General features: G+C 56.0%; 24 protein-coding genes. 9 read left to right on the forward strand and 15 right to left on the reverse strand.

Going from position 1 to position 20,915, the window contains the following annotated elements:
- Nucleotides 1-8: 8 nt before the first annotated feature.
- The 4 genes from fdxH to AC0T7J_RS17315 are packed head-to-tail and all read left to right on the forward strand — an operon-like array spanning nt 9 to nt 3,105.
- Nucleotides 9-908, forward strand: coding sequence for a formate dehydrogenase subunit beta (gene fdxH, locus AC0T7J_RS17300; protein WP_473795507.1), 900 nt, complete (start codon nt 9-11; stop codon nt 906-908).
- On the forward strand, nt 908-1,549 hold the full coding sequence (fdoI, locus tag AC0T7J_RS17305) for a formate dehydrogenase cytochrome b556 subunit (protein ID WP_473795508.1): 642 nt from the start codon (nt 908-910) through the stop codon (nt 1,547-1,549). The genes fdxH and fdoI overlap by 1 nt, the downstream gene beginning before the upstream one ends.
- On the forward strand, nt 1,549-2,472 hold the full coding sequence (fdhE, locus tag AC0T7J_RS17310; protein ID WP_010257482.1) for a formate dehydrogenase accessory protein FdhE: 924 nt from the start codon (nt 1,549-1,551) through the stop codon (nt 2,470-2,472). The genes fdoI and fdhE overlap by 1 nt, the downstream gene beginning before the upstream one ends.
- A gap of 21 nt (nt 2,473-2,493) precedes the next feature.
- Nucleotides 2,494-3,105: a glutathione S-transferase gene (locus AC0T7J_RS17315; protein ID WP_473795510.1), complete on the forward strand. Its 612-nt coding sequence runs from the start codon at nt 2,494-2,496 to the stop codon at nt 3,103-3,105.
- A 136-nt stretch (nt 3,106-3,241) separates the two neighbouring features.
- Here AC0T7J_RS17315 and AC0T7J_RS17320 read toward each other — a convergent pair whose 3' ends face one another.
- A complete protein-coding gene (locus AC0T7J_RS17320) occupies nt 3,242-3,541 on the reverse strand; it encodes a type II toxin-antitoxin system RelE/ParE family toxin (protein WP_136198180.1) in 300 nt (99 codons plus the stop codon).
- Entirely contained in the window at nt 3,538-3,822 is a 285-nt protein-coding gene (locus AC0T7J_RS17325; protein ID WP_010671631.1) for a DNA-damage-inducible protein J, read from the reverse strand. Before AC0T7J_RS17325 ends, AC0T7J_RS17320 begins: the two co-directional genes overlap by 4 nt.
- 370 nt (nt 3,823-4,192) lie before the next feature.
- Between AC0T7J_RS17325 and AC0T7J_RS17330 the strand changes: the two genes are divergently transcribed.
- Both AC0T7J_RS17330 and AC0T7J_RS17335 read left to right on the forward strand, forming a co-directional pair.
- Entirely contained in the window at nt 4,193-4,417 is a 225-nt protein-coding gene (locus tag AC0T7J_RS17330; protein WP_473795512.1) for a SymE family type I addiction module toxin, read from the forward strand.
- The gene (locus AC0T7J_RS17335) at nt 4,414-4,737 is read left to right on the forward strand and encodes a hypothetical protein (protein ID WP_473795513.1); all 324 of its coding nucleotides are present in this window, start codon (nt 4,414-4,416) and stop codon (nt 4,735-4,737) included. Before AC0T7J_RS17330 ends, AC0T7J_RS17335 begins: the two co-directional genes overlap by 4 nt.
- A 58-nt stretch (nt 4,738-4,795) precedes the next feature.
- On the opposite strand, the gene AC0T7J_RS17340 is transcribed toward AC0T7J_RS17335, so the two are convergent.
- The 7 genes from AC0T7J_RS17340 to glyQ form a co-directional block, all read right to left on the reverse strand.
- Nucleotides 4,796-5,143 (reverse strand): immunity 8 family protein, encoded by a 348-nt coding sequence (locus AC0T7J_RS17340; RefSeq protein ID WP_473795515.1) that lies wholly within the window; start codon nt 5,141-5,143, stop codon nt 4,796-4,798.
- 172 nt (nt 5,144-5,315) lie between these two features.
- A complete protein-coding gene (locus tag AC0T7J_RS17345) occupies nt 5,316-6,440 on the reverse strand; it encodes a hemagglutinin repeat-containing protein (RefSeq protein WP_473795517.1) in 1,125 nt (374 codons plus the stop codon).
- 47 nt (nt 6,441-6,487) lie between these two features.
- Nucleotides 6,488-6,754 (reverse strand): hypothetical protein, encoded by a 267-nt coding sequence (locus AC0T7J_RS17350; RefSeq protein WP_473795519.1) that lies wholly within the window; start codon nt 6,752-6,754, stop codon nt 6,488-6,490.
- Nucleotides 6,751-7,701 carry a hypothetical protein gene (locus AC0T7J_RS17355; protein ID WP_473795521.1) on the reverse strand — a complete coding sequence of 317 codons (951 nt, stop codon included), beginning with the start codon at nt 7,699-7,701 and terminating at the stop codon, nt 6,751-6,753. The genes AC0T7J_RS17350 and AC0T7J_RS17355 overlap by 4 nt, the downstream gene beginning before the upstream one ends.
- Nucleotides 7,664-7,897, reverse strand: coding sequence for a hypothetical protein (locus tag AC0T7J_RS17360; RefSeq protein WP_473795522.1), 234 nt, complete (start codon nt 7,895-7,897; stop codon nt 7,664-7,666). The genes AC0T7J_RS17355 and AC0T7J_RS17360 overlap by 38 nt, the downstream gene beginning before the upstream one ends.
- Before the next feature lie 375 nt (nt 7,898-8,272).
- Nucleotides 8,273-10,342, reverse strand: coding sequence for a glycine--tRNA ligase subunit beta (gene glyS, locus AC0T7J_RS17365; protein WP_473795524.1), 2,070 nt, complete (start codon nt 10,340-10,342; stop codon nt 8,273-8,275).
- A gap of 9 nt (nt 10,343-10,351) precedes the next feature.
- Nucleotides 10,352-11,263 carry a glycine--tRNA ligase subunit alpha gene (gene glyQ / locus AC0T7J_RS17370; protein WP_010258942.1) on the reverse strand — a complete coding sequence of 304 codons (912 nt, stop codon included), beginning with the start codon at nt 11,261-11,263 and terminating at the stop codon, nt 10,352-10,354.
- Between the two features lie 221 nt (nt 11,264-11,484).
- Between glyQ and AC0T7J_RS17375 the strand changes: the two genes are divergently transcribed.
- The gene (locus AC0T7J_RS17375; protein WP_473795526.1) at nt 11,485-12,480 is read left to right on the forward strand and encodes an acyltransferase; all 996 of its coding nucleotides are present in this window, start codon (nt 11,485-11,487) and stop codon (nt 12,478-12,480) included.
- Here AC0T7J_RS17375 and AC0T7J_RS17380 read toward each other — a convergent pair.
- Both AC0T7J_RS17380 and yieH read right to left on the reverse strand, forming a co-directional pair.
- Nucleotides 12,465-13,397 carry a GlxA family transcriptional regulator gene (locus AC0T7J_RS17380; protein ID WP_473795528.1) on the reverse strand — a complete coding sequence of 311 codons (933 nt, stop codon included), beginning with the start codon at nt 13,395-13,397 and terminating at the stop codon, nt 12,465-12,467. The two genes, AC0T7J_RS17375 and AC0T7J_RS17380, sit on opposite strands and share 16 nt — an antisense overlap.
- Nucleotides 13,398-13,408: 11 nt before the next feature.
- Nucleotides 13,409-14,068 carry a 6-phosphogluconate phosphatase gene (yieH, locus tag AC0T7J_RS17385; RefSeq protein WP_010258939.1) on the reverse strand — a complete coding sequence of 220 codons (660 nt, stop codon included), beginning with the start codon at nt 14,066-14,068 and terminating at the stop codon, nt 13,409-13,411.
- Between the two features lie 152 nt (nt 14,069-14,220).
- Between yieH and AC0T7J_RS17390 the strand changes: the two genes are divergently transcribed.
- On the forward strand, nt 14,221-15,534 hold the full coding sequence (locus tag AC0T7J_RS17390) for an NCS2 family permease (RefSeq protein ID WP_473795530.1): 1,314 nt from the start codon (nt 14,221-14,223) through the stop codon (nt 15,532-15,534).
- A gap of 36 nt (nt 15,535-15,570) precedes the next feature.
- On the opposite strand, the gene AC0T7J_RS17395 is transcribed toward AC0T7J_RS17390, so the two are convergent.
- Nucleotides 15,571-16,320: a 4'-phosphopantetheinyl transferase family protein gene (locus tag AC0T7J_RS17395; protein ID WP_473795531.1), complete on the reverse strand. Its 750-nt coding sequence runs from the start codon at nt 16,318-16,320 to the stop codon at nt 15,571-15,573.
- Nucleotides 16,321-16,539: 219 nt separating this feature from the next.
- Between AC0T7J_RS17395 and AC0T7J_RS17400 the strand changes: the two genes are divergently transcribed.
- Nucleotides 16,540-16,899 (forward strand): nuclear transport factor 2 family protein, encoded by a 360-nt coding sequence (locus AC0T7J_RS17400; protein WP_473795533.1) that lies wholly within the window; start codon nt 16,540-16,542, stop codon nt 16,897-16,899.
- Between the two features lie 54 nt (nt 16,900-16,953).
- Here the strand turns inward: AC0T7J_RS17400 and AC0T7J_RS17405 are convergent, their stop codons facing one another.
- From AC0T7J_RS17405 to yidC, 3 genes are all read right to left on the reverse strand, one after another.
- Nucleotides 16,954-17,544 carry a malonic semialdehyde reductase gene (locus AC0T7J_RS17405; RefSeq protein ID WP_010258936.1) on the reverse strand — a complete coding sequence of 197 codons (591 nt, stop codon included), beginning with the start codon at nt 17,542-17,544 and terminating at the stop codon, nt 16,954-16,956.
- A gap of 266 nt (nt 17,545-17,810) precedes the next feature.
- Nucleotides 17,811-19,175, reverse strand: coding sequence for a tRNA uridine-5-carboxymethylaminomethyl(34) synthesis GTPase MnmE (gene mnmE / locus AC0T7J_RS17410; RefSeq protein ID WP_122459560.1), 1,365 nt, complete (start codon nt 19,173-19,175; stop codon nt 17,811-17,813).
- A 92-nt stretch (nt 19,176-19,267) separates the two neighbouring features.
- The gene (gene yidC, locus AC0T7J_RS17415; protein ID WP_473795536.1) at nt 19,268-20,914 is read right to left on the reverse strand and encodes a membrane protein insertase YidC; all 1,647 of its coding nucleotides are present in this window, start codon (nt 20,912-20,914) and stop codon (nt 19,268-19,270) included.
- Between the last annotated feature and the right edge of the window lies 1 nt (nt 20,915).

Raw genomic sequence — 20,915 nt, forward strand, 5'->3', positions numbered from 1 at the left:
AGATGACAATGGCTTATCAATCACAAGATATTATCCGTCGCTCAGCGACTAACGGCTTTACCCCACCGCCACAGGCGCGCGATCACCAGCGTGAAGTCGCGAAGCTAATTGACGTCACCACCTGTATTGGCTGCAAAGGCTGTCAGGTCGCCTGCTCCGAATGGAACGACATCCGCGATGAAGTCGGTCATAACATCGGGGTCTATGACAACCCTACCGATTTGACCGCCAAATCATGGACGGTGATGCGCTTCTCGGAAGTTGAAGAGAATGGCAAGCTGGCCTGGCTGATTCGCAAAGATGGCTGCATGCACTGCGCCGATCCCGGCTGCCTGAAAGCCTGTCCGTCGGCAGGTGCCATTATTCAGTACGCCAACGGCATCGTCGATTTCCAGTCTGAGCAGTGTATCGGCTGCGGCTACTGCATTGCGGGTTGCCCGTTCAACGTGCCGCGACTCAATAAAGAGGATAACCGCGCCTACAAATGCACCCTGTGCGTGGATCGCGTCAGCGTCGGCCAGGAGCCTGCCTGTGTGAAGACCTGTCCGACCGGCGCCATTCATTTCGGCAGCAAAAGCGACATGCTGACGCTGGCGGCGGAACGCGTGGCGGAGCTGAAGTCGCGTGGGTTTGCGCAGGCTGGCCTCTACAACCCGGAAGGCGTGGGTGGCACCCACGTGATGTATGTGCTGCATCATGCCGACAAGCCCCAGCTCTATCACGGGCTACCTGCTAACCCGGGCATCAGCCCGACGGTGACCTTCTGGAAGGGGATCTGGAAACCGCTGGCGGCGGTGGGTTTTGCCGCTACGTTCGCCGCCTCAATCTTCCACTATGTCGGCGTTGGCCCGAATCGCGTCACTGAAGAGCACGACGACAACGACGATCACCCTGAGGAGCGCAAATAATGAAAAAGCCCGATCATCTGGTGCGTTACCGCGCATCCGAACGCATCAATCACTGGATTGTCGCGATTTGCTTTGTCATGGCCGCCTTAAGCGGATTAGGGTTTTTCTTTCCGTCGTTTAACTGGCTGATGCAGATATTTGGCACACCACAGCTGGCGCGTATTCTGCATCCTTTTGTCGGTGTGGTGATGTTCGTTGCTTTTATGCTGATGTTTTTGCGTTACTGGAAACACAACCTGATTAATCGCGACGACCTTTACTGGGCCAGAAACATTCACCGAATTGCGCTGAATGAAGAGGTGGGTGATACCGGTAAATATAACTTTGGTCAGAAGTGTGTGTTCTGGGCTGCTATTATCAGCTTAGTGTTGCTGCTTGCCAGCGGCATCGTGATCTGGCGACCTTACTTTGCCGAAGCCTTCGCCATTCCGCTGATTCGTCTGGCGTTGGTGGTGCATTCGGTGTCAGCGGTGGCGCTGATCATTGTCATTATGGTGCACGTTTATGCTGCGTTGTGGGTCAAAGGCACACTGACCGCGATGGTGGAAGGCTGGGTCAGCGCCAAATGGGCCAGGCAGCACCATCCTCGCTGGTATCGCGAGCAGCGTAATCCGCCAATAAAACAGGAAAAACGCCCCTGATGAGTATTCGCATAATCCCGCAAGATCAGCTGGAGAAAGGCGAAAAGACAACGGCGGAGATGATTCCGCCGTTACTTTTTCCACGGCTGAAAAATTTATACAGCCGTCGTGCTGCGCGACTGCGTGACCTGGCGGCGAAAAACCCACTCGGCGACTACCTGCGCTTTGCGGCGGTGATCGCTGAAGCGCAGGAGATTGTGCTGTATGACCATCCGCTGCACATCGACCTGCATGCCCGCCTGACGCAGAGCGCCAGCGAGGGCAAGCCGCCGCTGAATATTCATACCCTGCCGCGCGATCCGCACTGGCAACGGCTGCTGCACTCGCTGATTGCTGAGCTGAAGCCGGAGATGAGCGGTCAGGCACTGGCGGTGCTGGAGAATCTGGAGAAGGCGTCTGCCACCGAGCTGGAGACGCTGGCCAGCGCGCTGTTTACCGGCGAGTATGCGCTGGTCAGCAGCGATAAAGCGCCCTTTATCTGGGCGGCACTCTCGCTCTACTGGGCGCAGATGGCGGCTCTGATCCCAGGTAAAGCACGCGCTGAGATGGGCGATCAGCGCCAGTTCTGTCCGGTCTGCGCCAGTATGCCGGTCGCCAGCGTGGTGCATATGGGCAGTCATGAAGGCGCGCGCTATCTGCACTGTAATCTGTGCGAAAGTGAATGGCATGTGGTGCGCAGCAAATGTACCCAGTGCGAACAGTCCCGTGATCTGCACTACTGGTCGATCGACAGCGAACGGGCGGCGGTGAAAGCAGAGAGCTGTGGTGACTGCGGCACTTACCTGAAGATGCTCTATCAGGAGAAAGATCCGGCCATTGAACCGGTGGCAGATGACCTGGCATCGCTGATACTGGATGCCAGAATGGAGCAGGAAGGCTTCGCACGCAGCAGTCTCAATCCCTTTATGTTTCCTGGCGAATAGTCACTGACTCTGGAGAACCCGATGAAACTGATTGGCAGCTATACCAGCCCGTTTGTGCGTAAGATTTCGATTATCATGCTGGAAAAAGGCATTACTTTTGAATTCGTTAACGCATCGCCTTACAGCGATGACAGCCACGTGCCGCACTACAATCCGCTGGGCAAAGTCCCGGCGCTGGTCGCTGACGATAAGCAAATCTGGTTCGATTCCAGCATCATTGCAGAGTTTCTGGAACTGCGTGGCACGGAGCCTGCTCTGTTGCCTGCCGATCCGCTTGAATCGCTTAACATCCGTCAGCTGGAGAAGCTGGCGGATGGTGTCAGCGATGCCGCGCTGGTGATCGTGCGCGAGCAGATGCGTCCGGGGGATTTGCAGTCGGAAGAGGTGCTGCTGCGCAATCGTGAAAAGATTCAGCGCAGCCTCGACATGCTGGAAGCGAAGGCGGCAGAGGGGAAATGGCTTAACAACGGCCAGCTCAATCTGGCAGATATCGCCACTGGTTGCATGATCGGCTACCTCAATTTCCGCCGCGTAGTGCCGAACTGGTGTGTTGAACGACCGGCGCTGGTGAAGCTGGCGGAAACGCTGTTTCAGCGCGAGAGCTTTGCGCGGACGACGCCGCCTGCGGCGTGATGGTGTGCTGTAGATGGCAGGTGAAAAATTAAAAGGTGCGGTTTGGGGGCTAATTGTCTAATCCAGCTCTGAGGCGTGCCGTTCTGTCTGACGACGTCCTTATGCCTGACAATCTGATGCAGGATGAACAGGCTAACTATCTTTGATAGCGGCCTGATATTTTCCGGGATGTATGAAGTACCCGCAGGATGCAAACGCCATCTGTTTCGGCAACATAGATGATGATGAACGGAAAGCGTGGCACCACCAGTTTATATTGTTTTTCTGTGCCGACTTTTGTTCCGGCCCGCGGGTTTTCGCTAAGCAGACTGGCCATACGGGTAAACTTATCGTCTGTTGCACTGGCTACCAGCAGGCCAGCCTCACGATACAGATAACGAAATATCGTCTCCCTGTCTGCCTGCGCCTGTTTTTCCCATTGAACGGCTGATATCACAACGTTCCCCGCGCGGCCTGCGCTTTCAGTTCTTCCATGCGGGCATTCATTTCATCGTTACTGATGAACTCGCTATCACCGGCTTCATAACGACTGAATGCCGCCGTGATTTGCTCTTCCAGCCATGCATCATGTTGGCCATCCTGATATTGCCGCTCTTCAGCAGCCAGCTCTTCCGCTCGCTGACGCATAACCTCTGTCAGCGTCATCTTCTGGCGCTCTGCTGCCCGCATCGCCAGCCGTTTAACGTCCTCATCAATCCTGAAGTGGATAGTACTCATAACCTGACTCTCGCGTGGTGTCATTTGTGGTGTCATCATGCCTGTCATCCTTTTCCCTGTCATCATCATTTCACTCTTATGCGATGCCGGAAATCGCCATACCCATATAAACAAATGGCCGGCTGCAGATGCTGAAGAGAGTATTGAGAAGAGGATGTAAACGAAATAGTAAATGGAAAAAACAACCCGTTTTTCAGAGACGACTCGCAGTTTATTACTTAGCTTTCAGCGAGTTTACAAAGCGGACGATGTATATTTGAACAGGAGAAAACAGAAAAGGAAGAACGTAACCAGAGATTTTTTAGCGCGGCTGAAGCGAGCGCCAACCCGCAACAGCCGCTGACCACAACTAACTGAGCAGGAGTTAATTATGGCTGGAACAGATTCTACGTCAGAAGCCGCTGTACCCCAAGCACGGAAAAGCATCGTTGGTTACCGCCCCAACGGTGGCAGACCGAATCCGTTACCCCAACTGACCATCAAGGGACGATGGCTGGAACAGTGGGGATTTATCAAAGGCCAGCCGGTCAGCATCATCGCCGAAAAGGGCCAGCTGATTATCCGCATCATGCACCTCACGGAGGAGAACGTATGAACATCACCTTTGTTAAGGAACCCGTCCCGGAGCTGACTATCACGGGCGGCCAGCTGGCCGCTCTCGGATTTACCACCGATCCGCCGATCCGGCTGATGCTGCGGGATAACACGCTGTCGGTAACAACCGTGACCGATGAAGCGGAGTGGGAAGAACTCTGCGAAGCCAGCCAGTATTGGCAGGATCTGGGCGCGGACTGGGTGCGGGATCACGGCGAGGTAATAATCGGCGGCATCTGGCTGACTGGTTTCGGTATCACCGAGGCGGGACAGCTGGAGATAACCGCTGCGCCCGGTATGATCCGGTTGCAGCGGCGGTAAGCGGGGAGGATTTAGGGATTAAAAGCAAAATCCCGGCTCACTGGCCGGGATTTAACGTTTAAAGCTGATAATCTTCATATTCCCAGGCAAATACGCGGGAGAGTTTATGCGCTATCTCCATCCAGTCTCTCCCTTCGCACTGCTCGATATAATCCGTAATGGTTTTGGTGATCTCATCCAGATCGTATTTACGCACCAGAAGCGTATGGCGCATCAATTCTGGTAGCCAGTGGTGTTTGCAGAGCCATTCTGGGGTACAGACATAAACCTCAAAATGATTTATTCCTTTTTCTTCTGATGGCCCTATACATAAATGGGCTAAAAATTGAAAACAATCATCTTCTTCAGGTTCATAACTTGATAAATCAAGCCAATCACAACCAATACTTCTCAGAGATGCTTTCATTTATTTTCCCCTGAAATATTCAAGTGACCGTTACCAGTTTTATCCATTTTTCCTGTTTAAATATTTTTTGTATAACTTTCAAAGTTAGCCTGAGTTCCCGTTGGATTTAATGAATCCGGAGCATTTGGCTTTTCTTTAGGGGATCTATAAATTCTGGTTCAATCAGCACTGACTAATCCTGTGCCATCACTTGTTGGTCTGGCTCCGTCAGCATCAGGTCACGACCGGCCGAGAGCAGAAGATTGCCACCGGCGTTAAGCTCGCTGCCCTGCGCCTGCTGCCACTCGCCGCTGACCTGGGCCATGCGCCCGCCCGCTTCTTCCATGCCGCTGCTGGTGCGGTTACCCATCGCCCCGGAGATCACGTTCAGGCTGCCGCTGTGACTACTTTTCGCGGCACCGATCGCAAGGTTGTTGCGCGCGCTCAGGCTGAGGTTATTGGTGGCATTGAGTTTCGCGCCCTGCAGCCGGATATCGTTGCCGCTGAGGCTGATATCCTCAGCACTCATCGTCGCCTGACGCAGGGCATTCTGCAGATCGGTACTGATCGTGAGGCTTTCCGCCTGCACGTCGATGCTGCCCGCCTTAATATCGCCGCCCAGGTGCTGAAACTGCCCGCTGTCTATAGAGAGCGCCTGGTCTGCAAACAGATTACCGGCATTGGTCACGCTGTCTGCCGAGAGCTGCAGGTTACCGCCGCCAATCACCGCGCCCGCGCCGGTCAGGCGCAGCGTGTTCTGGGCCAGATAAACTTTTGGCACCCACACCGTCTGAGGTCCATCTGCCGTATCAACCGTTTCGCTGACCAGCCAGACGATATCCTGCTGCAGCGCCGCGATTTGTTGCGGCGTCAACGCCACGCCCGGCACCAGATGGAAATCCTGCGCCACTTTAGAGCCGTTGTTCATTAGCTCCTGATACTGCGCCATCACATCCCAGCCGTTAACGGAAGGCCTGCCGGTCAGTTTCAGGACCTGCTCGCGTACCAAACGCTGCTCATAAAAACCGTCGCCCAGGCGTTTATGCGCCTGTGACGGGTCATAGCCCACCCGTTCAAGCAGATAGTCGCTGCTGATAAATTTGCTCTGGCTGGTAAAGCGCTCGTCAGTCACCACCAGGAACGTGCTGCCCGCCGCGGTATGCTGGCTGAACAGACCATTATTGGGGATGGTTGTGGCGACTTTCTCCAGTTGTTGCAGCGCCGTCAGGGCCAGTTCTGCCGGTAACAGTGGGCGACCCGTTGTGTTATTACCCGTCGTAAGTTCTGTGTCGCCGTCATGGCGGGCGACCCCGTCCACGGTAAAGGCCAGGCCACACGGTATTAGCTGGTCAATGATTGAGGATATTAAATACCCCTGTTAAAACCCCTATTACCAAACTGATGCCCAAAACATTTTCCGGTTTTCATATCGACGTAAATATTCACGGGAGTAGAGGTCTCAATCTCCATCCATGACTTGTTTTCTACATCTTCGCTAGAAGTCTCAACGATATAGCATTCAACACCATCATAAAAAGCCGTTTGAATGAAAGTAAATTTCTCACTCCATCCCATTTTATGCCGGGATGCGTAGTCACGAGCGGCGTCCTTAGCGTCTTCTAAGCTTATCATTGCTGAATTCCATAATAGACATTGTACATAGCACCGCCTACAACAACCGGCCCAAGAAGTACGCCAGCTGCTTCATGTCGAAGTGCGGTAAAAGTAATCTCATAGTTATTGGTTAACGGGAATTTGAAACCATTAATAACATAACGTGGTGACATTCCTTTCGCTCTCATTAGCCCAACCATCTCGGCAAATGCTTCTTCCAGATACCGTAAAATATATGACCTGTTGTAGGAGCTAGTATGCATAAAGGCTCTAAGCTCTCGAAGCAGATAAAACTTTGGCGCAATGGAGGAATGTACCCGCTCATGATATATGGCCGCCAGAACATCCTCAGCCGCTTGTTCCGCTGTTTTTACTGTACGGTCGTAGGCTCTGCCAATAGTAATGTCACCCCATAAATTAGTTGAACCTAACCCGGCATTTTGCCTATCAGTAAAGCGGATTTTTGGGCGATACCGCCAGGATGAAGAAGTGTTTCGGTGGCCATTCATTGCGCGGCCCACTGATGCGCTGTATTTAGGCATACGTATATTTCTGTATGAATGCCTGAAGGCGTCGCGAGGGTTCTTTTTCAGTAAAATCGCCATCACAGTATCTACGCCAATCATGGTAATGGCTGCCGCTAAACAGGCAGCCGCATCATCAAGATCACTTTCGGTCCTGGCTTTGTATGTGGTCTTACTGAATTCGTAGAGCTTTTTTGAAGCCTCAACAGCCACACCACCTACGGCAATCCAACCCGCCACAATCAGAATGAGGTCAGCTAACTCACCAATACCAAAAAAGTGTGCACCAGCCCATAAACCAGTTATTGCAGCCATTGTGGCCAATGCCTGAGGGGTCAGCATTGCCAACAACTGTTGACCGACATCACCAGGCAAAATTTTTGCAGCCTTAGTGATAGAAAGTTCAAGTTTTTGCTGCATATCCATATTTGAGACATTCATCTAAACACCTTTTAGGATTATTTTCACGCGTCTGCTGACGCAGTTGCTCGCGGGCATCAATCGCCTGGCCTTCTTCGCGGGGATCATCGGCTGGCGGAGCTGCCATTACCGGGAAAGCAGAGCAGAGCAACGCGCCTGCCACCATGGCGAGCAGACGCACTGGCGGATGCCAGAGCGATAAACAAATCCTTTTCATGAAAATTCCATTTCACTAACTGTAACCGGGTGTAAATTCTGGCGAATTATCCATCAGGAGAAGGGGAAAACAAGAGGGTTGGCTATTTTTAGGGCGGTTTCTTAACCACCGGATTTATGAAAATCCTTAGAGTATTACAGGAGAAAAGTTAACAAATAATCTTTTGATATATAATATAAAATTTATTATCTGGTGCATAACCACAGTCGACTTCTGATGACCGGCAATGGCAGTCTGAGCACTTTAACGTCTTCATTTGCACCCTAAAAATGGCCGCTATAGCGGTCACACTCAGGTATGAGTTGAAAACATCCGGCCAAAAAATCCCATAAAAAAAGGACGATTGCTCGTCCCTTTTCCGCACAACAAATCGCATTACTGTAGCAGCGAGATATCCGCGACCTGCAGGAACAGCTCACGCAGTTTTGACAGCAGCGTCAGGCGATTAACCCGCACCGCCTGATCGTCGGCGTTAACCATCACTTTATCGAAGAAGTTGTCTACCGCAGTACGCAGCTGTGCCAGTTCGACCAGCGCATCCTGATAGCGGCCTTCAGCGAAGTAAGGCTGCAGCTTGCTGCTCAGCGCAGTGACAAAGGTCGCCAGCTGGATCTCTTCGTTCTCTTTCAGCAGCGACGCCTGCACGCTCTCATTCAGCGTTTCGGTCGATTTTGCCAGAATGTTAGAGACGCGCTTGTTCGCCGCCGCCAGTGCTGCGGCGGCCTCCAGCGTACGGAAGTGCGACACCGCTTTCATGCGTGCATCAAAGTCAGCCGGACGGGTCGGACGACGCGCCAGAACCGCCTGCAGCGTGTCGATGCTGTGACCCTCTTCCTGATACCAGGCGCGGAAGCGACCCAGCATAAAGTCGATCACATCATCCACCACGCGGGCGTTGCTCAGCTTGCTGCCATACAGGCGCACCGCTTCTTCGGTCAGAGTCTGCAGATCGAGCGGCAGGTTCTTCTCAACGATGATACGCAGCACGCCCAGCGCCGCACGACGCAGTGCGAACGGATCTTTGTCGCCTTTTGGATGCTGACCAATGCCGAAAATACCGGCCAGCGTATCCATTTTATCGGCAATCGCCAGCGCACAGGCGACCGGGCTGGACGGCAGATCGTCACCGGCAAAGCGCGGCTGATACTGCTCATTCAGCGCCACCGCCACATCTTCGGCTTCGCCGTCGTGACGCGCGTAGTGCATGCCCATCACGCCCTGGGTGTCGGTGAACTCGAAGACCATGTTGGTCATCAGGTCACACTTCGAAAGCAGGCCCGCGCGGGTGGCGTGATTCACATCTGCGCCAGTTTCACCGGCAATCCAGCCCGCGAGGGCCTGAATGCGATCGGTTTTATCACGCAGCGTGCCCAGCTCTTTCTGGAACAGCACCGTCTCCAGACGCGGCAGGTGATCTTCCAGGCGCTTTTTGCGGTCGGTATTAAAGAAGAACTCCGCATCGGCCAGGCGTGGACGTACCACTTTTTCGTTGCCGGAGATAATCTGGCGCGGATCGCTGGATTCGATGTTGGTGACGAAAATGAAGTTCGGCATCAGGTTGCCGTCATTGTCATACACCGGGAAATACTTCTGATCGCCTTTCATGGTGTAGACCAGCGCTTCCGCAGGCACCTTGAGGAATTTCTCTTCAAAGGTCGCGGTCAGGACCACCGGCCACTCCACCAGCGATGTCACCTCTTCCAGCAGGCTGTCGCTGATATCAGCGTTGCCGCCTAAACGGCGTGCTGCCGCTTCCGCATCGGCTTTAATCATCGCTTTGCGGACCTGATAGTCGGCAATGACCTGGCCGCGTTTTTCCAGCACATCAGGATAGTGATCGGCGCTTTCAAGCGTGATTTCGCTTTCACCCATAAAGCGGTGACCACGAATAATCCGGTCTGACGCGATGCCCAGAATGGTGCCTGGGATCAGCTCATCGCCCAGCAGCATCGTCACGGTGTGCACCGGACGGACGAACTGCACATCGCTGTCGCCCCAGCGCATCAGTTTTGGTACCGGCAGCTTGCTGAGCGCGGTAGCAATCATCGCAGGCAGCAGCGCCTGGGCCGCTTCGCCTTTAACCTGGGCGCGATAAACCAGCCATTCGCCTTTATCGGTGGCGAGACGTTCAGCCTGATCGACGGTAATGCCGTTGCCACGCGCCCAGCCTTCAGCGGCTTTGGTCGCGTTGCCGTCAGCGTCAAACGCCGCAGCGACCGCCGGTCCGCGCTTCTCTACTTCCCGATCGGGTTGTGAGGCGCTCAGGTTGGCGACTTTCAGCGCCAGACGACGCGGCGCAGCAAACCAGCTGACCTCGCCGTGGCTCAGGTTAGCGGCATCCAGTTCAGCAGTGACCTGCGCGGCAAAGGCTTCTGCCAGGCTGCGCAGGGCTTTTGGTGGCAGCTCTTCGGTGCCGATCTCCACCAGGAAGGTTTGTTCAGTCATGGCTGCCTCTTACTTTTTGTTATTGCACATCGGGAAGCCCATTGCCTCGCGAGAGGCGTAGTAAGCTTCAGCCACGGCTTTGGTCAGGGTGCGAATACGCAGAATATAGCGCTGACGCTCTGTTACCGAGATCGCTTTGCGGGCATCCAGCAGGTTGAAGCTGTGTGCCGCTTTAAGAATGCGTTCGTAGGCGGGCAGTGGCAGCGGTTTTTCCAGCGCCAGCAGATGCTGCGCCTCTTTCTCATACTGCTCGAAGCAGGTAAAGAGGAAATCAACGTCGGCGTATTCGAAGTTATAGGTGGATTGCTCCACTTCGTTCTGATGGAACACGTCGCCGTAGGTGGTTTTGCCCAGCGGACCGTCGCTCCACACCAGATCGTAAACACTGTCGACGCCCTGGATGTACATCGCCAGACGCTCCAGACCGTAGGTGATCTCGCCGGTCACCGGCTTACACTCCATGCCGCCAACCTGCTGGAAGTAGGTGAACTGCGTCACTTCCATGCCGTTGAGCCACACTTCCCAGCCGAGTCCCCAGGCACCCAGCGTCGGGTTTTCCCAGTTATCTTCCACGAAGCGAATGTCATGCACCGTCGGGTCCATACCCAGCTCTTTCAGCGAGCCAAGATAGAGCTCCTGAATGTTGTCCGGTGAGGGTTTGATGATCACCTGGAACTGGTAATAGTGTTGCAGACGGTTCGGGTTTTCACCGTAGCGGCCATCGGTGGGACGGCGTGATGGCTGCACGTAAGCGGCGGCGATCGGCTCCGGGCCGAGTGCGCGCAGGCAGGTCATCGGGTGTGAAGTGCCAGCGCCCACTTCCATGTCCAGCGGTTGGACAATGGTGCAGCCCTGACGCGCCCAGTAATCCTGCAAGGTCAGGATCAGCCCCTGAAAGGTTTTGGTATCAAACTTTTGCATGTTGAGTGTGCACGCGCTTCGGTTAGATTAAAAAAAGAGGCCGACAGTATACCCTTTGACCGCGCGATGTGCAGCCGTAAATCCCAGGCGCTACCGGCGCGTTTTCGCGATGATTCAGTGCGCTGGCATACAGATGGCTCCGAATCCTGCTGGCAGCAGTTGTTGCTCTGGTCGCATTTGGCTACCCTTTTGCGCACGGACGCGATGCGCAAGAGGATGCCATGCCGCAGAAGATTTACTGGATCGATAATTTACGCGCGGTTGCCTGTCTGATGGTGATCGTGATTCACACCACCACCTGGTATATCACCGGGCCGATGGCGGTGACTGGCATCACCTGGGATGCGGCTAATCTGCTGAACTCAGCATCACGCGTCTGTGTTCCGCTGTTCTTTATGATCTCCGGCTATCTGTTTTTCGGCGAACGCAGCGCCCAGCCGCGCCATATGCTCCGGCTGGTGCTCTGTCTGCTGTTCTACAGTGCGGTATCGCTGGCCTATATCACCTGGCTGACCCCCATCAGCGAAGGGCGATCAATCCTGAAGATGCTGCAGAAGCCGGTGTTTTATCACCTGTGGTTCTTCTTTGCGCTGATCGGCATCTATCTGCTGTCGCCCCTGATCCAGGTAAAAACCGTGCAGGCGCGCTACGTGGCGCTGCTGGTGCTGGTGCTGGCGGTGCTCGCCAACCCCAATACGGTCAGCCAGTCGCTGGGGCCGTTTCACTTTCTGCCGGTTAATCTTTATGTCAGCGGTGACAGTATCTACTACCTGCTCTATGCGCTGCTGGGACGGGCTATCGGCACGATGGAGACGACCCGGCGCGGCCTGACGCCGCTGGCTGCCGGACTGTTTATCGCCTGTGTGATTGGCATTACATTGGGGACGAAACAGGCGCTGATCGTCAACGGGGCGTTTAATGACACCTGGTATCTCTACTGCGGACCGCTGGTGTTTATCGCCGCGATCAGCCTGCTGATCGTGTTTAAAAACAGCCTGAACCAGCGCACGCTGCCGGGTTTAACGGTGATTGCACGCTATTCACTGCCGATCTACGGCTTTCATGCGTTGTTCATTCACTACCTGCGTACGCATCATTACGATGATATGTCGCGTCCATGGCTCGACCTGCCCTGGGTGTTCGGGGTGACACTGGGCGGCAGCCTGCTGCTGGGTATGGCACTGAAACGCGTCGATACCCGTCACTTTGTCAGCTGATCGGCTTCACGCTGGCGGGCGCGCCGTAGCTGGCGCGCCGATGAAAACCCCGCCGCCAGCGCCGCTTTTTCGGCAGATTCACCCTGCTGCTGACGCTGGCGTGCCACGCCAACCCGCAGCTGCTCATGGTATTCACGCACGCTAATCCCAAGATGCTGGCGAAACAGCCGCGCCAGATGGCGGCTGCTGACATGTGTGCGTCCGGCCAGCTCGGTCAGCGTCCAGCCGTGTTCAGGATGGGCAATCATCAGATCCTGCGCCCGATGAATGGCCGGATGCATGTGGTTGCGGTAACGCAGCCACGGCGAAAGTTGCGGATCGTCACCGGCACGGCGGAACCAGACCACCATCTCCCGCGCTACCGCCAGCGCAGTTTGCGTATCGCAGAGCTGATTAATCAGATGCAGCGCCAGATCGATTCCCGCCGTGATGCCTGCGCTGGTCCAGATATTCTCATGCCCGACAAACACCCGGTTCTCCTGCACCCGTGCGCGCGGGGCCGCGGCTTTCAGGCGGGCAATCACATCATGATGGGTAGTGCAGAGCACGTCATCCAGCAAGCCTGCCTGCGCCGCCAGCAGCGCTCCCGAGCAGACGCAGACCAGCATAAAGGTCTGCGCGCGCAGCGCGGCGTGCTGGCGCATCAGCCAGTCGCGAGCCTCTCCGGCCTGCGGCGTGGCGTAACAGACCTGCGAGTCATAGACGCCAGGCACCACCAGCAGACTCCCGGCGGGCAACTGTTCCGGTAACGGTTCGATGCCGCCAATGGTCATGCCGGTGGAGCAGACCACCTCCGGCTGCGGGCCGATGTAGCGCAGCGTAAAGTGTTCGCCCGCCAGCTTCAGCGTCTCGGCCGGGCCGGTGAGATCCAGCGCCATCACGCTGGGCAGGGTTAAAAACCAGACGGTGTGTGTCATGCTGGCCCGGGCTACACCAGATCCCAGCCACGGGCGCGCCACAGCGCAGGCAGTTGCGCCATATCATCGAAGCGCGTCACCAGCGGGTGATCCAGTTCAGGGTTGTGCGGGTCGGCGCAGTAGTAGTAGACCGGAATGCCGGCGGCGATACCGGCGCGGGCGCCCGCTTCGGAGTCATCCACCAGAATGCAGCGCTCAATCGGCACCTGCATCTGTTCCGCCGCGTGGTACATCAGTTCCGGATCGGGCTTCCAGTGCAGAATGTCATAGCCGCTGTAGAGGTGCTCCGCAAACAGCGGCAGCATGCCGGTTAAGCCCAGCGAGTGCTGCATCTTTTTTACCGTCCCGTTTGAAACCACGCACATCGGCACCTTTATCTGCTCAACCAGCGCTTTCGCGCCTGGGATGGGCTGCAGTTGCTGATCAAACAGCCGCGCGACCTCTGCGCGATAGGCGGTCTCCACCTCTTCCATCGGTAGCGTCACCTGATGCGCATCGCCGACGTCACGAATAATGTCGTAGAGTTTGACGCCCTTATACTTCTCAAACATCTGCTGCAGCGACAGTTCCAGGCCGTAACGGGCAAAGGTGTTGACGTAGGCCTGGGTACAGAGCAACTCACTGTCCACCAGCGTGCCATCGCAATCAAAAAAGACGCATTCTACTGACATCAGACTCTATCCTTCGATTCAGGGGTGTGCTCCACACTCTACCGCACTCAGCACAGATTGCGAGACTGGCAATCGGTTGCGAAAAATCATTGTATTGCCCCGGTAAAATCGCCAGGATACGCGCCGATGATTTTTTCTTCTGGATGGATGGCATGAGCAAGCAAGGCGTTTTGCAGCGCATCTTCAGGCTGCAGGAACATGGCACCACGGTGCGCACCGAAGTGATCGCGGGTATCACCACCTTTCTGACGATGGTCTACATCGTCTTCGTCAATCCGCAGATCCTCGGCGTCGCCGGCATGGATACCCAGGCGGTGTTTGTGACCACCTGTCTGATTGCCGCCTTTGGCAGTATTCTGATGGGACTGTTTGCCAATCTGCCGGTGGCGCTGGCGCCCGCAATGGGGCTGAACGCCTTTTTCGCCTTTGTGGTGGTTGGCGCGATGGGCTATTCGTGGCAGGTGGGTATGGGCGCGATCTTCTGGGGTGCGGTCGGCCTGCTGATCCTGACGCTGCTGCGGGTTCGCTACTGGATGATTGCCAATATCCCGCTGAGCCTGCGCGTCGGCATTACCGCCGGTATCGGCCTGTTTATCGCCATGATGGGGCTGAAGAATGCCGGTATTATCGTGCCGAATCCCGATACCCTGGTGGCCGTGGGGAACCTGACCTCGCACAGCGTATTGCTGGGCGCGCTGGGCTTCTTTATCATCGCTATTCTGGCATCACGCAATATCCACGCGGCAGTGCTGATCTCGATGGTGGTTACCACCGCTATCGGCTGGATGCTGGGTGACGTGAAGTTTGTCGGCCTGTTTTCTGCGCCGCCTTCCATTACTTCTGTGGTCGGCCAGGTGGATATCAAAGGCGCCTTCAACATCGGCATGGCGGGCGTGATCTTCTCCTTTATGCTGGTTAATCTGTTCGACTCCTCCGGCACGCTGATCGGCGTCACCGACAAAGCGGGACTGACCGATGAAACCGGCACTTTCCCGCGCATGCAGCAGGCGCTCTATGTCGACAGCATCAGTTCAGTGAGTGGTGCGCTGGCGGGCACCTCATCCGTGACCGCCTATATCGAAAGCACCTCGGGCGTGGCGATTGGTGGTCGTACTGGCCTGATGGCCGTGGTGACCGGCCTGCTGTTCCTGCTGGTGACCTTCCTGTCACCGCTGGCCGCGATGGTGCCATCCTACGCCGCTGCGGGCGCGCTGATTTACGTTGGGGTATTAATGACTGCCAGCCTGTCGCGCGTACGCTGGGATGATTTGACCGAAGCCGTTCCGGCGTTTGTGACCGCTGCCATGATGCCCTTCAGTTTTTCCATCACCGAAGGTATTGCGCTGGGATTCATCGCTTACTGCGTCATGAAGCTGGGTACTGGCCGCTGGCGTGAAATCAGCCCCTGCGTAGTGATTGTTGCTCTGCTGTTTGTGCTGAAGATTGTCTTTGTAGACGTGCACTAAGCGCATTCAGGGCCGCAACTTCCGGGTTGCGGCTTTTTACATTTCAGGATGCAGGCTGCGCTCGCTGGGCAGGCTGGTCAGCCGCAGAGCATGAGGCCCGATGTTGGGCTTACCCATCTCTATTTCGCGTAATGCGTGCCACTGAAAGGCGTTATCCATCTCCCACAGATGCAGACGCTGAGTCGCAGACGACAGCGCACACGACCAGACCAGCATGGGCTCCGCATCGCACACCACCTGAATATCGGGAAAGAGTGAAGATCGCAGCCGACCCGCACCGGGTAACAGGCGCAGCGAATCCAGTCCCCGATCGCCCTCTCCCGTCAGCTTGAGAATGCTCTGGCGTAATGTCCAGATCTGCGTTACCGCCTCCATGGCATCCTGCTGGGCATTGATCCAGGCAATCTCGCCCGAAGTTAATCCCTGAATCAGCTGCTCCTGAGTCTGACGGCTTCTGGCATGCACAATCTCCATATCCAGACCGGCACGCCCACCCTCTTCGGCCAGCAGCACACCCACCGTATTGCCCGCATAGGCGATGCTGAAATCGGGCAGATCGCTGTCAGCAAAAACGGGGCGTCCGTTGCTCTGGATAAGCAGGCGCGGCAGTTCACCAATGCCATAAACCCGCAGCATCAGTTGTGCCAGCAGGGTACGCGCGGCGAGAAATCGCCCACGGCGTTTGTCAGCAAACTGCTGTGCCGTGTCGGTGATAGTCTGGGGAATGCGTAAATCGTTAGCCGGGAAGCCGGGATCGCCCGTCCAGCGTACAAAATGACCAGCCATCTGTCGCTCCGTGAAAATGGTCAGATAATCATCAGAAGCATTGTAGGAATTTTCTTACCTTAATGCACCTGGCAACGCACAGATTAAGTTAAATTCGGAATAGGATGAGCAAAGTCGCGAGGGATAGCTGACCGGACAGGAACGTCACGATGCCACCTTCAACAGCTTAACAGAATTATTATCGCTGCCTGTCAGCGCAGAATAACAGGAGGGTCAGCCATGTTGCTGGACGAAATGGTGAAACGAGAGCGAAGCCTGCACAGTGCCAGGCGACGGGAACTGGCGTGGCTGGAGCAGATACTCCATCCTGATTTTTGTGAGATAACCCGTTCAGGGCGCGTTGTCACTCGCGCGCAAACCATCGCGGCGCTGATAAAAGAAGATGCGATGCCCGATATGCTTAGTAGTAACTTTCAGCTGGTGAGCACGGGCGAGATGAGTCTGATACTGCACTACCAGAGCTGTGATGCCGATGGCAGCCGGGCCGCACTGCGCGCATCACACTGGCTGTGCGAGGGTCAGAACTGGCGAATGGTGTTTCATCAGGGGACGCCTGCAGAAAATGCTGCGCCGCTGTGACACGCTGTTTATAAAGTCATCCGCGCCGCGATTCGACTCGCGACGCGGGCAGCATCAGGCGAAACGGCTCGCCTGCTCAAAGCTCAGTCGCGGCAGGCGCGGATGCAGTTTTGACGCATCACCGTAGCCAAGGTTAATCAGCAGGTTAACCTGATACTGACCGTCGGGGAAAAAGGCATCATTGACTTTGGCCGGATCAAACCCGGACATCGGACCGGCATCCAGACCCAGCGAACGGGCCGCCAGAATCAGGTAACCCGCCTGCAGGCTGCTGTTACGGAAAGCGGTCTCTTTTGCCGCTTCCGGGCTGCCGGTAAACCAGCTGCGCGCATCAGCATGCGGGAACAGGGCGGGCAGCTGCTCATAGAACTCGCGGTCCCAGGCCACAATCACCGTGACCGGCGCGCTCATGGTTTTTTCCAGATTGCCGGAAGAGAGTGCCGGTTTCAGCTTTTCTTTGCCTTCCGCCGAGGTCACGAAAACAAATCGCGCAGGCGAGCAGTTTGCCGAAGTCGGGCCCAGCGCCGTCAGGGCATAGAGCTGCTCCAGCAGGGCGTTATCAACGGGCTTAGCCTGCCAGTAACTGTGGGTGCGGGCGTCATTAAACAGCGTGTCCAGTGCGGCCGTGTCGAGCGGTGTACTCATGCAACTCTCCTGTTTCAGGCGAAAAGAATCACCCAACGGTATTCACGTAGTGGGTTTGCGTCCGGTCCGACGCGGCGGGATGAGGCGGGGATTATTCACCGCAATCCGCTGCCACACGTCAGATCGGCGCTTCAACCGTTATACGGCAATGCCATGCCGCCGCAAAATAACATATCAGCAAGAATCAACGCAGAGGCGGGAATAACAGGGGGAGCAGCGTGGCAGGAAATCTGGCCTGACAGCAGAGCGCTATCAGGCCAGCACGGTTATTTACCGATACAGAAGCTGGAGAAGATGCGACCCAGCAAATCGTCAGAAGTGAACTCGCCGGTGATCTCGCTTAACGCCTGCTGGGCAAGACGCAACTCTTCCGCCAGTAACTCACCGGCCCAGGCACCGAGCAGCTGCGCTTTACCCTGCTGTAAGTGCGTTGCCGCCAGCTCCAGCGCCTGCAGATGACGGCGACGCGCCAGGAAGCCACCTTCCATATTGCCGGCGAAGCCCATGCTCTGCTTCAGGTGATCGCGCAGCTCATCCACACCCGCGCTGGTGCGTGCCGACAGGCGAATCAGTGAGTGACCATTTACTTCTGTCAGACCGAGAGACTCACCGGTGACATCCGCCTTGTTGCGGACCACGGTAATTGGCAGTTCCGGCGGCAGACGGGAGACGAAATCGGGCCAGATTGCCGCCGCTTCGGTGGCATCAGTCGTCGTGCCGTCCACCATAAACAGCACCCGGTCAGCCTGTTCGATCTCCTGCCAGGCTCGCTCAATCCCGATGCGCTCCACTTCGTCGCTGGCCTCACGCAGACCGGCGGTGTCGATGATATGCAGTGGCATGCCATCAATATGAATATGCTCACGCAGCACGTCACGGGTGGTGCCCGCGATATCTGTGACGATGGCGGCGTCACGGCCTGCCAGCGCATTCAGCAGGCTCGATTTGCCCGCATTAGGCCGGCCCGCAATCACCACTTTCATCCCTTCACGCAGCAGACTGCCCTGACGCGCTTCGGCACGGACGGCATCCAGGTCACCGATCACCGTATTCAGCTGCGCTTCGATTCTGCCGTCAGAGAGGAAATCGATCTCCTCATCCGGGAAGTCGATAGCGGCTTCGACATAGATCCGCAGGTGAGTGAGTGCTTCCACAAGATGATTGATACGGGTGGAGAAGACGCCCTGCAGGGAGTTCACGGCCGAACGCGCCGCCTGCTCAGAGCTGGCATCAATCAGGTCGGCAATCGCTTCGGCCTGCGCCAGATCGAGCTTGTCATTCAGAAACGCACGCTCTGAAAACTCACCCGGCTGGGCGATACGCACGCCCGGCAGCGCCACGATGCGCTTCAGCAGCAGATCGAGGATCACCGGGCCGCCGTGGCCCTGCAGCTCCAGCACATCTTCACCGGTAAAGGAGTGGGGACCAGGAAACCACAGCGCAATGCCCTGATCCAGCACGCGGCCATCGCTATCGGTGAACGGCAGATAATCGGCGTAACGCGGCTTAGGCAGTTTGCCCAGCAGCTGGCGGGCGACCTCTGCCGCCTGGGCACCAGAGACGCGCAGAATGCCTACGCCGCCGCGTCCGGGTGGCGTCGCCTGGGCAACAATGGTATCGCTGTGGCTCATAAATTTTCTCTCGCTACAAAAAACACAGGCGGTCGCTTTGACCGCCTGAGAATAGACTATTTTAAGGCGGGATTGCTCCCGCTCTGGATCGCTTACGCTTTCTTCTTGTCGCGGCTATGCAGACCACGTTTTTCCAGACCGCGATAAATCAGCTGCTGCTGGAGAATGGTGACCAGGTTGCTGACGATGTAGTACAGCACCAGACCTGACGGGAACCACAGGAAGAACACGGTGAAAATCACCGGCATATACGTCATGATCTTCTGTTGCATCGGATCGGTCACGGTGGTCGGTGACATCTTCTGAATGAAGAACATGGTGATGCCCATCAGAATCGGCAGGATGTAGTACGGGTCCTGCGCTGACAGGTCATGGATCCACAGAATAAATGGCGCATGACGCAGTTCAACCGAACCTGACAGCATATAGTAGAGCGCCAGGAAGATTGGCATCTGAATCACCAGCGGCAGACAGCCACCCAGCGGATTCACTTTCTCTGCTTTATACAGCGCCATCATTTCCTGGCTCTGCTTCTGCTTGTCATCACCCAGACGCTCACGCATCGCCTGAATTTTCGGCTGCAGCATGCGCATCTTCGCCATCGAGGTGTACTGCGCTTTGGTCAGCGGGTACATGATGCCGCGCACGATGAAGGTGATCACGATAATGGAGAAGCCCCAGTTACCGATGAAGCTGTGGATAAATTTCAGCAGTTTGAACAGCGGCTGAGAGATAAACCACAACCAGCCGTAATCCACGGTCAGATCAAGGTGCGGCGCAATCGCTGCCATCTTGTCCTGAATTTCCGGGCCGACCCACAGCGTTGCACCCAGATTCTGCTGTGCACCCGCAGCAATGGTGACCGGTGCAGATTTATAGCCAATCGCCGCCACGCCATTACCCAGGTTGCTGGTGTAAAGGGTGTTGGTGCCTTCAGTACGCGGAACCCATGCTGTTGCAAAGTACTGCTGCAGCATCGCAACCCAGCCATTGCTGGTAGTGGCGTTCAGGTTCTCGTTATCCGCGATGGTGTCGAATTTATACTTCTCATATTTCGACTCGCTGGTGGAGTAGGCCGCGCCACGGAAGGTGTGCAGAGCAAAGTTGTTGCTGCCGGTATCACGATGCTTAGGCAGATCGATGGTCTGCTTCAGCTGGCCAAACAGCGACACTTCCAGCGGCTGCTGGGTGGTGTTGTTGACATGATAATCGACATTAACGGCATATTCGCCACGCTTGAAGATGAAGGTTTTGGTGTAAACCACGCCATTTTCAGCGGTGTAGGTCATCGGCACACGCAGTTCGGACTGGCCATCGGCCATCTCGAAGTGATCCTGCGCAGCGTTGAACAGCGGACGCGCACCGTTGTTCGGGTTATCCGGGCCATTACGGCCGGTCAAACCACTCTGAGCCTGATAAAGGAACGCTGGCGTCGTTTCAAGCAGCTGGAACGGCTGGCTGGAACCCAGTTTGTCCGGGAAGGTCAGCAGCTGTGCTTGTTCAACATCACCGCCTCGGGTGTTGATATTCAATGACAGGACATCAGTCTTAACGGTGATCGTCTGGCCCTGACCGCTGGCCGGTACACCCTGACTGGCGGTATCACCCGCTACGCTGTTTGTGCCTTGTGTGGTCTGCGTCTGCTGTGGCTGCGGAGCGTGGTCCGTCTGCCAGGCTTGCCAGATCATAAAGGTCACGAACAGAAAAGCGATGAGAAAGAGATTGCGTTGCGAATCCATC

Source organism: Pantoea sp. E956-1, from assembly GCF_982223955.1.

Coding starts and splice junctions, on each gene's coding strand:
- fdxH (WP_473795507.1), top strand. CDS start 9: ATGGCTTATCAATCACAAGATATTATCCGTCGCTCAGCGACTAACGGC.
- fdoI (WP_473795508.1), top strand. CDS start 908: ATGAAAAAGCCCGATCATCTGGTGCGTTACCGCGCATCCGAACGCATC.
- fdhE (WP_010257482.1), top strand. CDS start 1,549: ATGAGTATTCGCATAATCCCGCAAGATCAGCTGGAGAAAGGCGAAAAG.
- AC0T7J_RS17315 (WP_473795510.1), top strand. CDS start 2,494: ATGAAACTGATTGGCAGCTATACCAGCCCGTTTGTGCGTAAGATTTCG.
- AC0T7J_RS17325 (WP_010671631.1), bottom strand. CDS start 3,822: ATGAGTACTATCCACTTCAGGATTGATGAGGACGTTAAACGGCTGGCG.
- AC0T7J_RS17330 (WP_473795512.1), top strand. CDS start 4,193: ATGGCTGGAACAGATTCTACGTCAGAAGCCGCTGTACCCCAAGCACGG.
- AC0T7J_RS17335 (WP_473795513.1), top strand. CDS start 4,414: ATGAACATCACCTTTGTTAAGGAACCCGTCCCGGAGCTGACTATCACG.
- AC0T7J_RS17340 (WP_473795515.1), bottom strand. CDS start 5,143: ATGAAAGCATCTCTGAGAAGTATTGGTTGTGATTGGCTTGATTTATCA.
- AC0T7J_RS17350 (WP_473795519.1), bottom strand. CDS start 6,754: ATGATAAGCTTAGAAGACGCTAAGGACGCCGCTCGTGACTACGCATCC.
- AC0T7J_RS17355 (WP_473795521.1), bottom strand. CDS start 7,701: ATGAATGTCTCAAATATGGATATGCAGCAAAAACTTGAACTTTCTATC.
- AC0T7J_RS17360 (WP_473795522.1), bottom strand. CDS start 7,897: ATGAAAAGGATTTGTTTATCGCTCTGGCATCCGCCAGTGCGTCTGCTC.
- glyS (WP_473795524.1), bottom strand. CDS start 10,342: ATGACTGAACAAACCTTCCTGGTGGAGATCGGCACCGAAGAGCTGCCA.
- glyQ (WP_010258942.1), bottom strand. CDS start 11,263: ATGCAAAAGTTTGATACCAAAACCTTTCAGGGGCTGATCCTGACCTTG.
- AC0T7J_RS17375 (WP_473795526.1), top strand. CDS start 11,485: ATGCCGCAGAAGATTTACTGGATCGATAATTTACGCGCGGTTGCCTGT.
- AC0T7J_RS17380 (WP_473795528.1), bottom strand. CDS start 13,397: ATGACACACACCGTCTGGTTTTTAACCCTGCCCAGCGTGATGGCGCTG.
- yieH (WP_010258939.1), bottom strand. CDS start 14,068: ATGTCAGTAGAATGCGTCTTTTTTGATTGCGATGGCACGCTGGTGGAC.
- AC0T7J_RS17390 (WP_473795530.1), top strand. CDS start 14,221: ATGAGCAAGCAAGGCGTTTTGCAGCGCATCTTCAGGCTGCAGGAACAT.
- AC0T7J_RS17395 (WP_473795531.1), bottom strand. CDS start 16,320: ATGGCTGGTCATTTTGTACGCTGGACGGGCGATCCCGGCTTCCCGGCT.
- AC0T7J_RS17400 (WP_473795533.1), top strand. CDS start 16,540: ATGTTGCTGGACGAAATGGTGAAACGAGAGCGAAGCCTGCACAGTGCC.
- AC0T7J_RS17405 (WP_010258936.1), bottom strand. CDS start 17,544: ATGAGTACACCGCTCGACACGGCCGCACTGGACACGCTGTTTAATGAC.
- mnmE (WP_122459560.1), bottom strand. CDS start 19,175: ATGAGCCACAGCGATACCATTGTTGCCCAGGCGACGCCACCCGGACGC.
- yidC (WP_473795536.1), bottom strand. CDS start 20,914: ATGGATTCGCAACGCAATCTCTTTCTCATCGCTTTTCTGTTCGTGACC.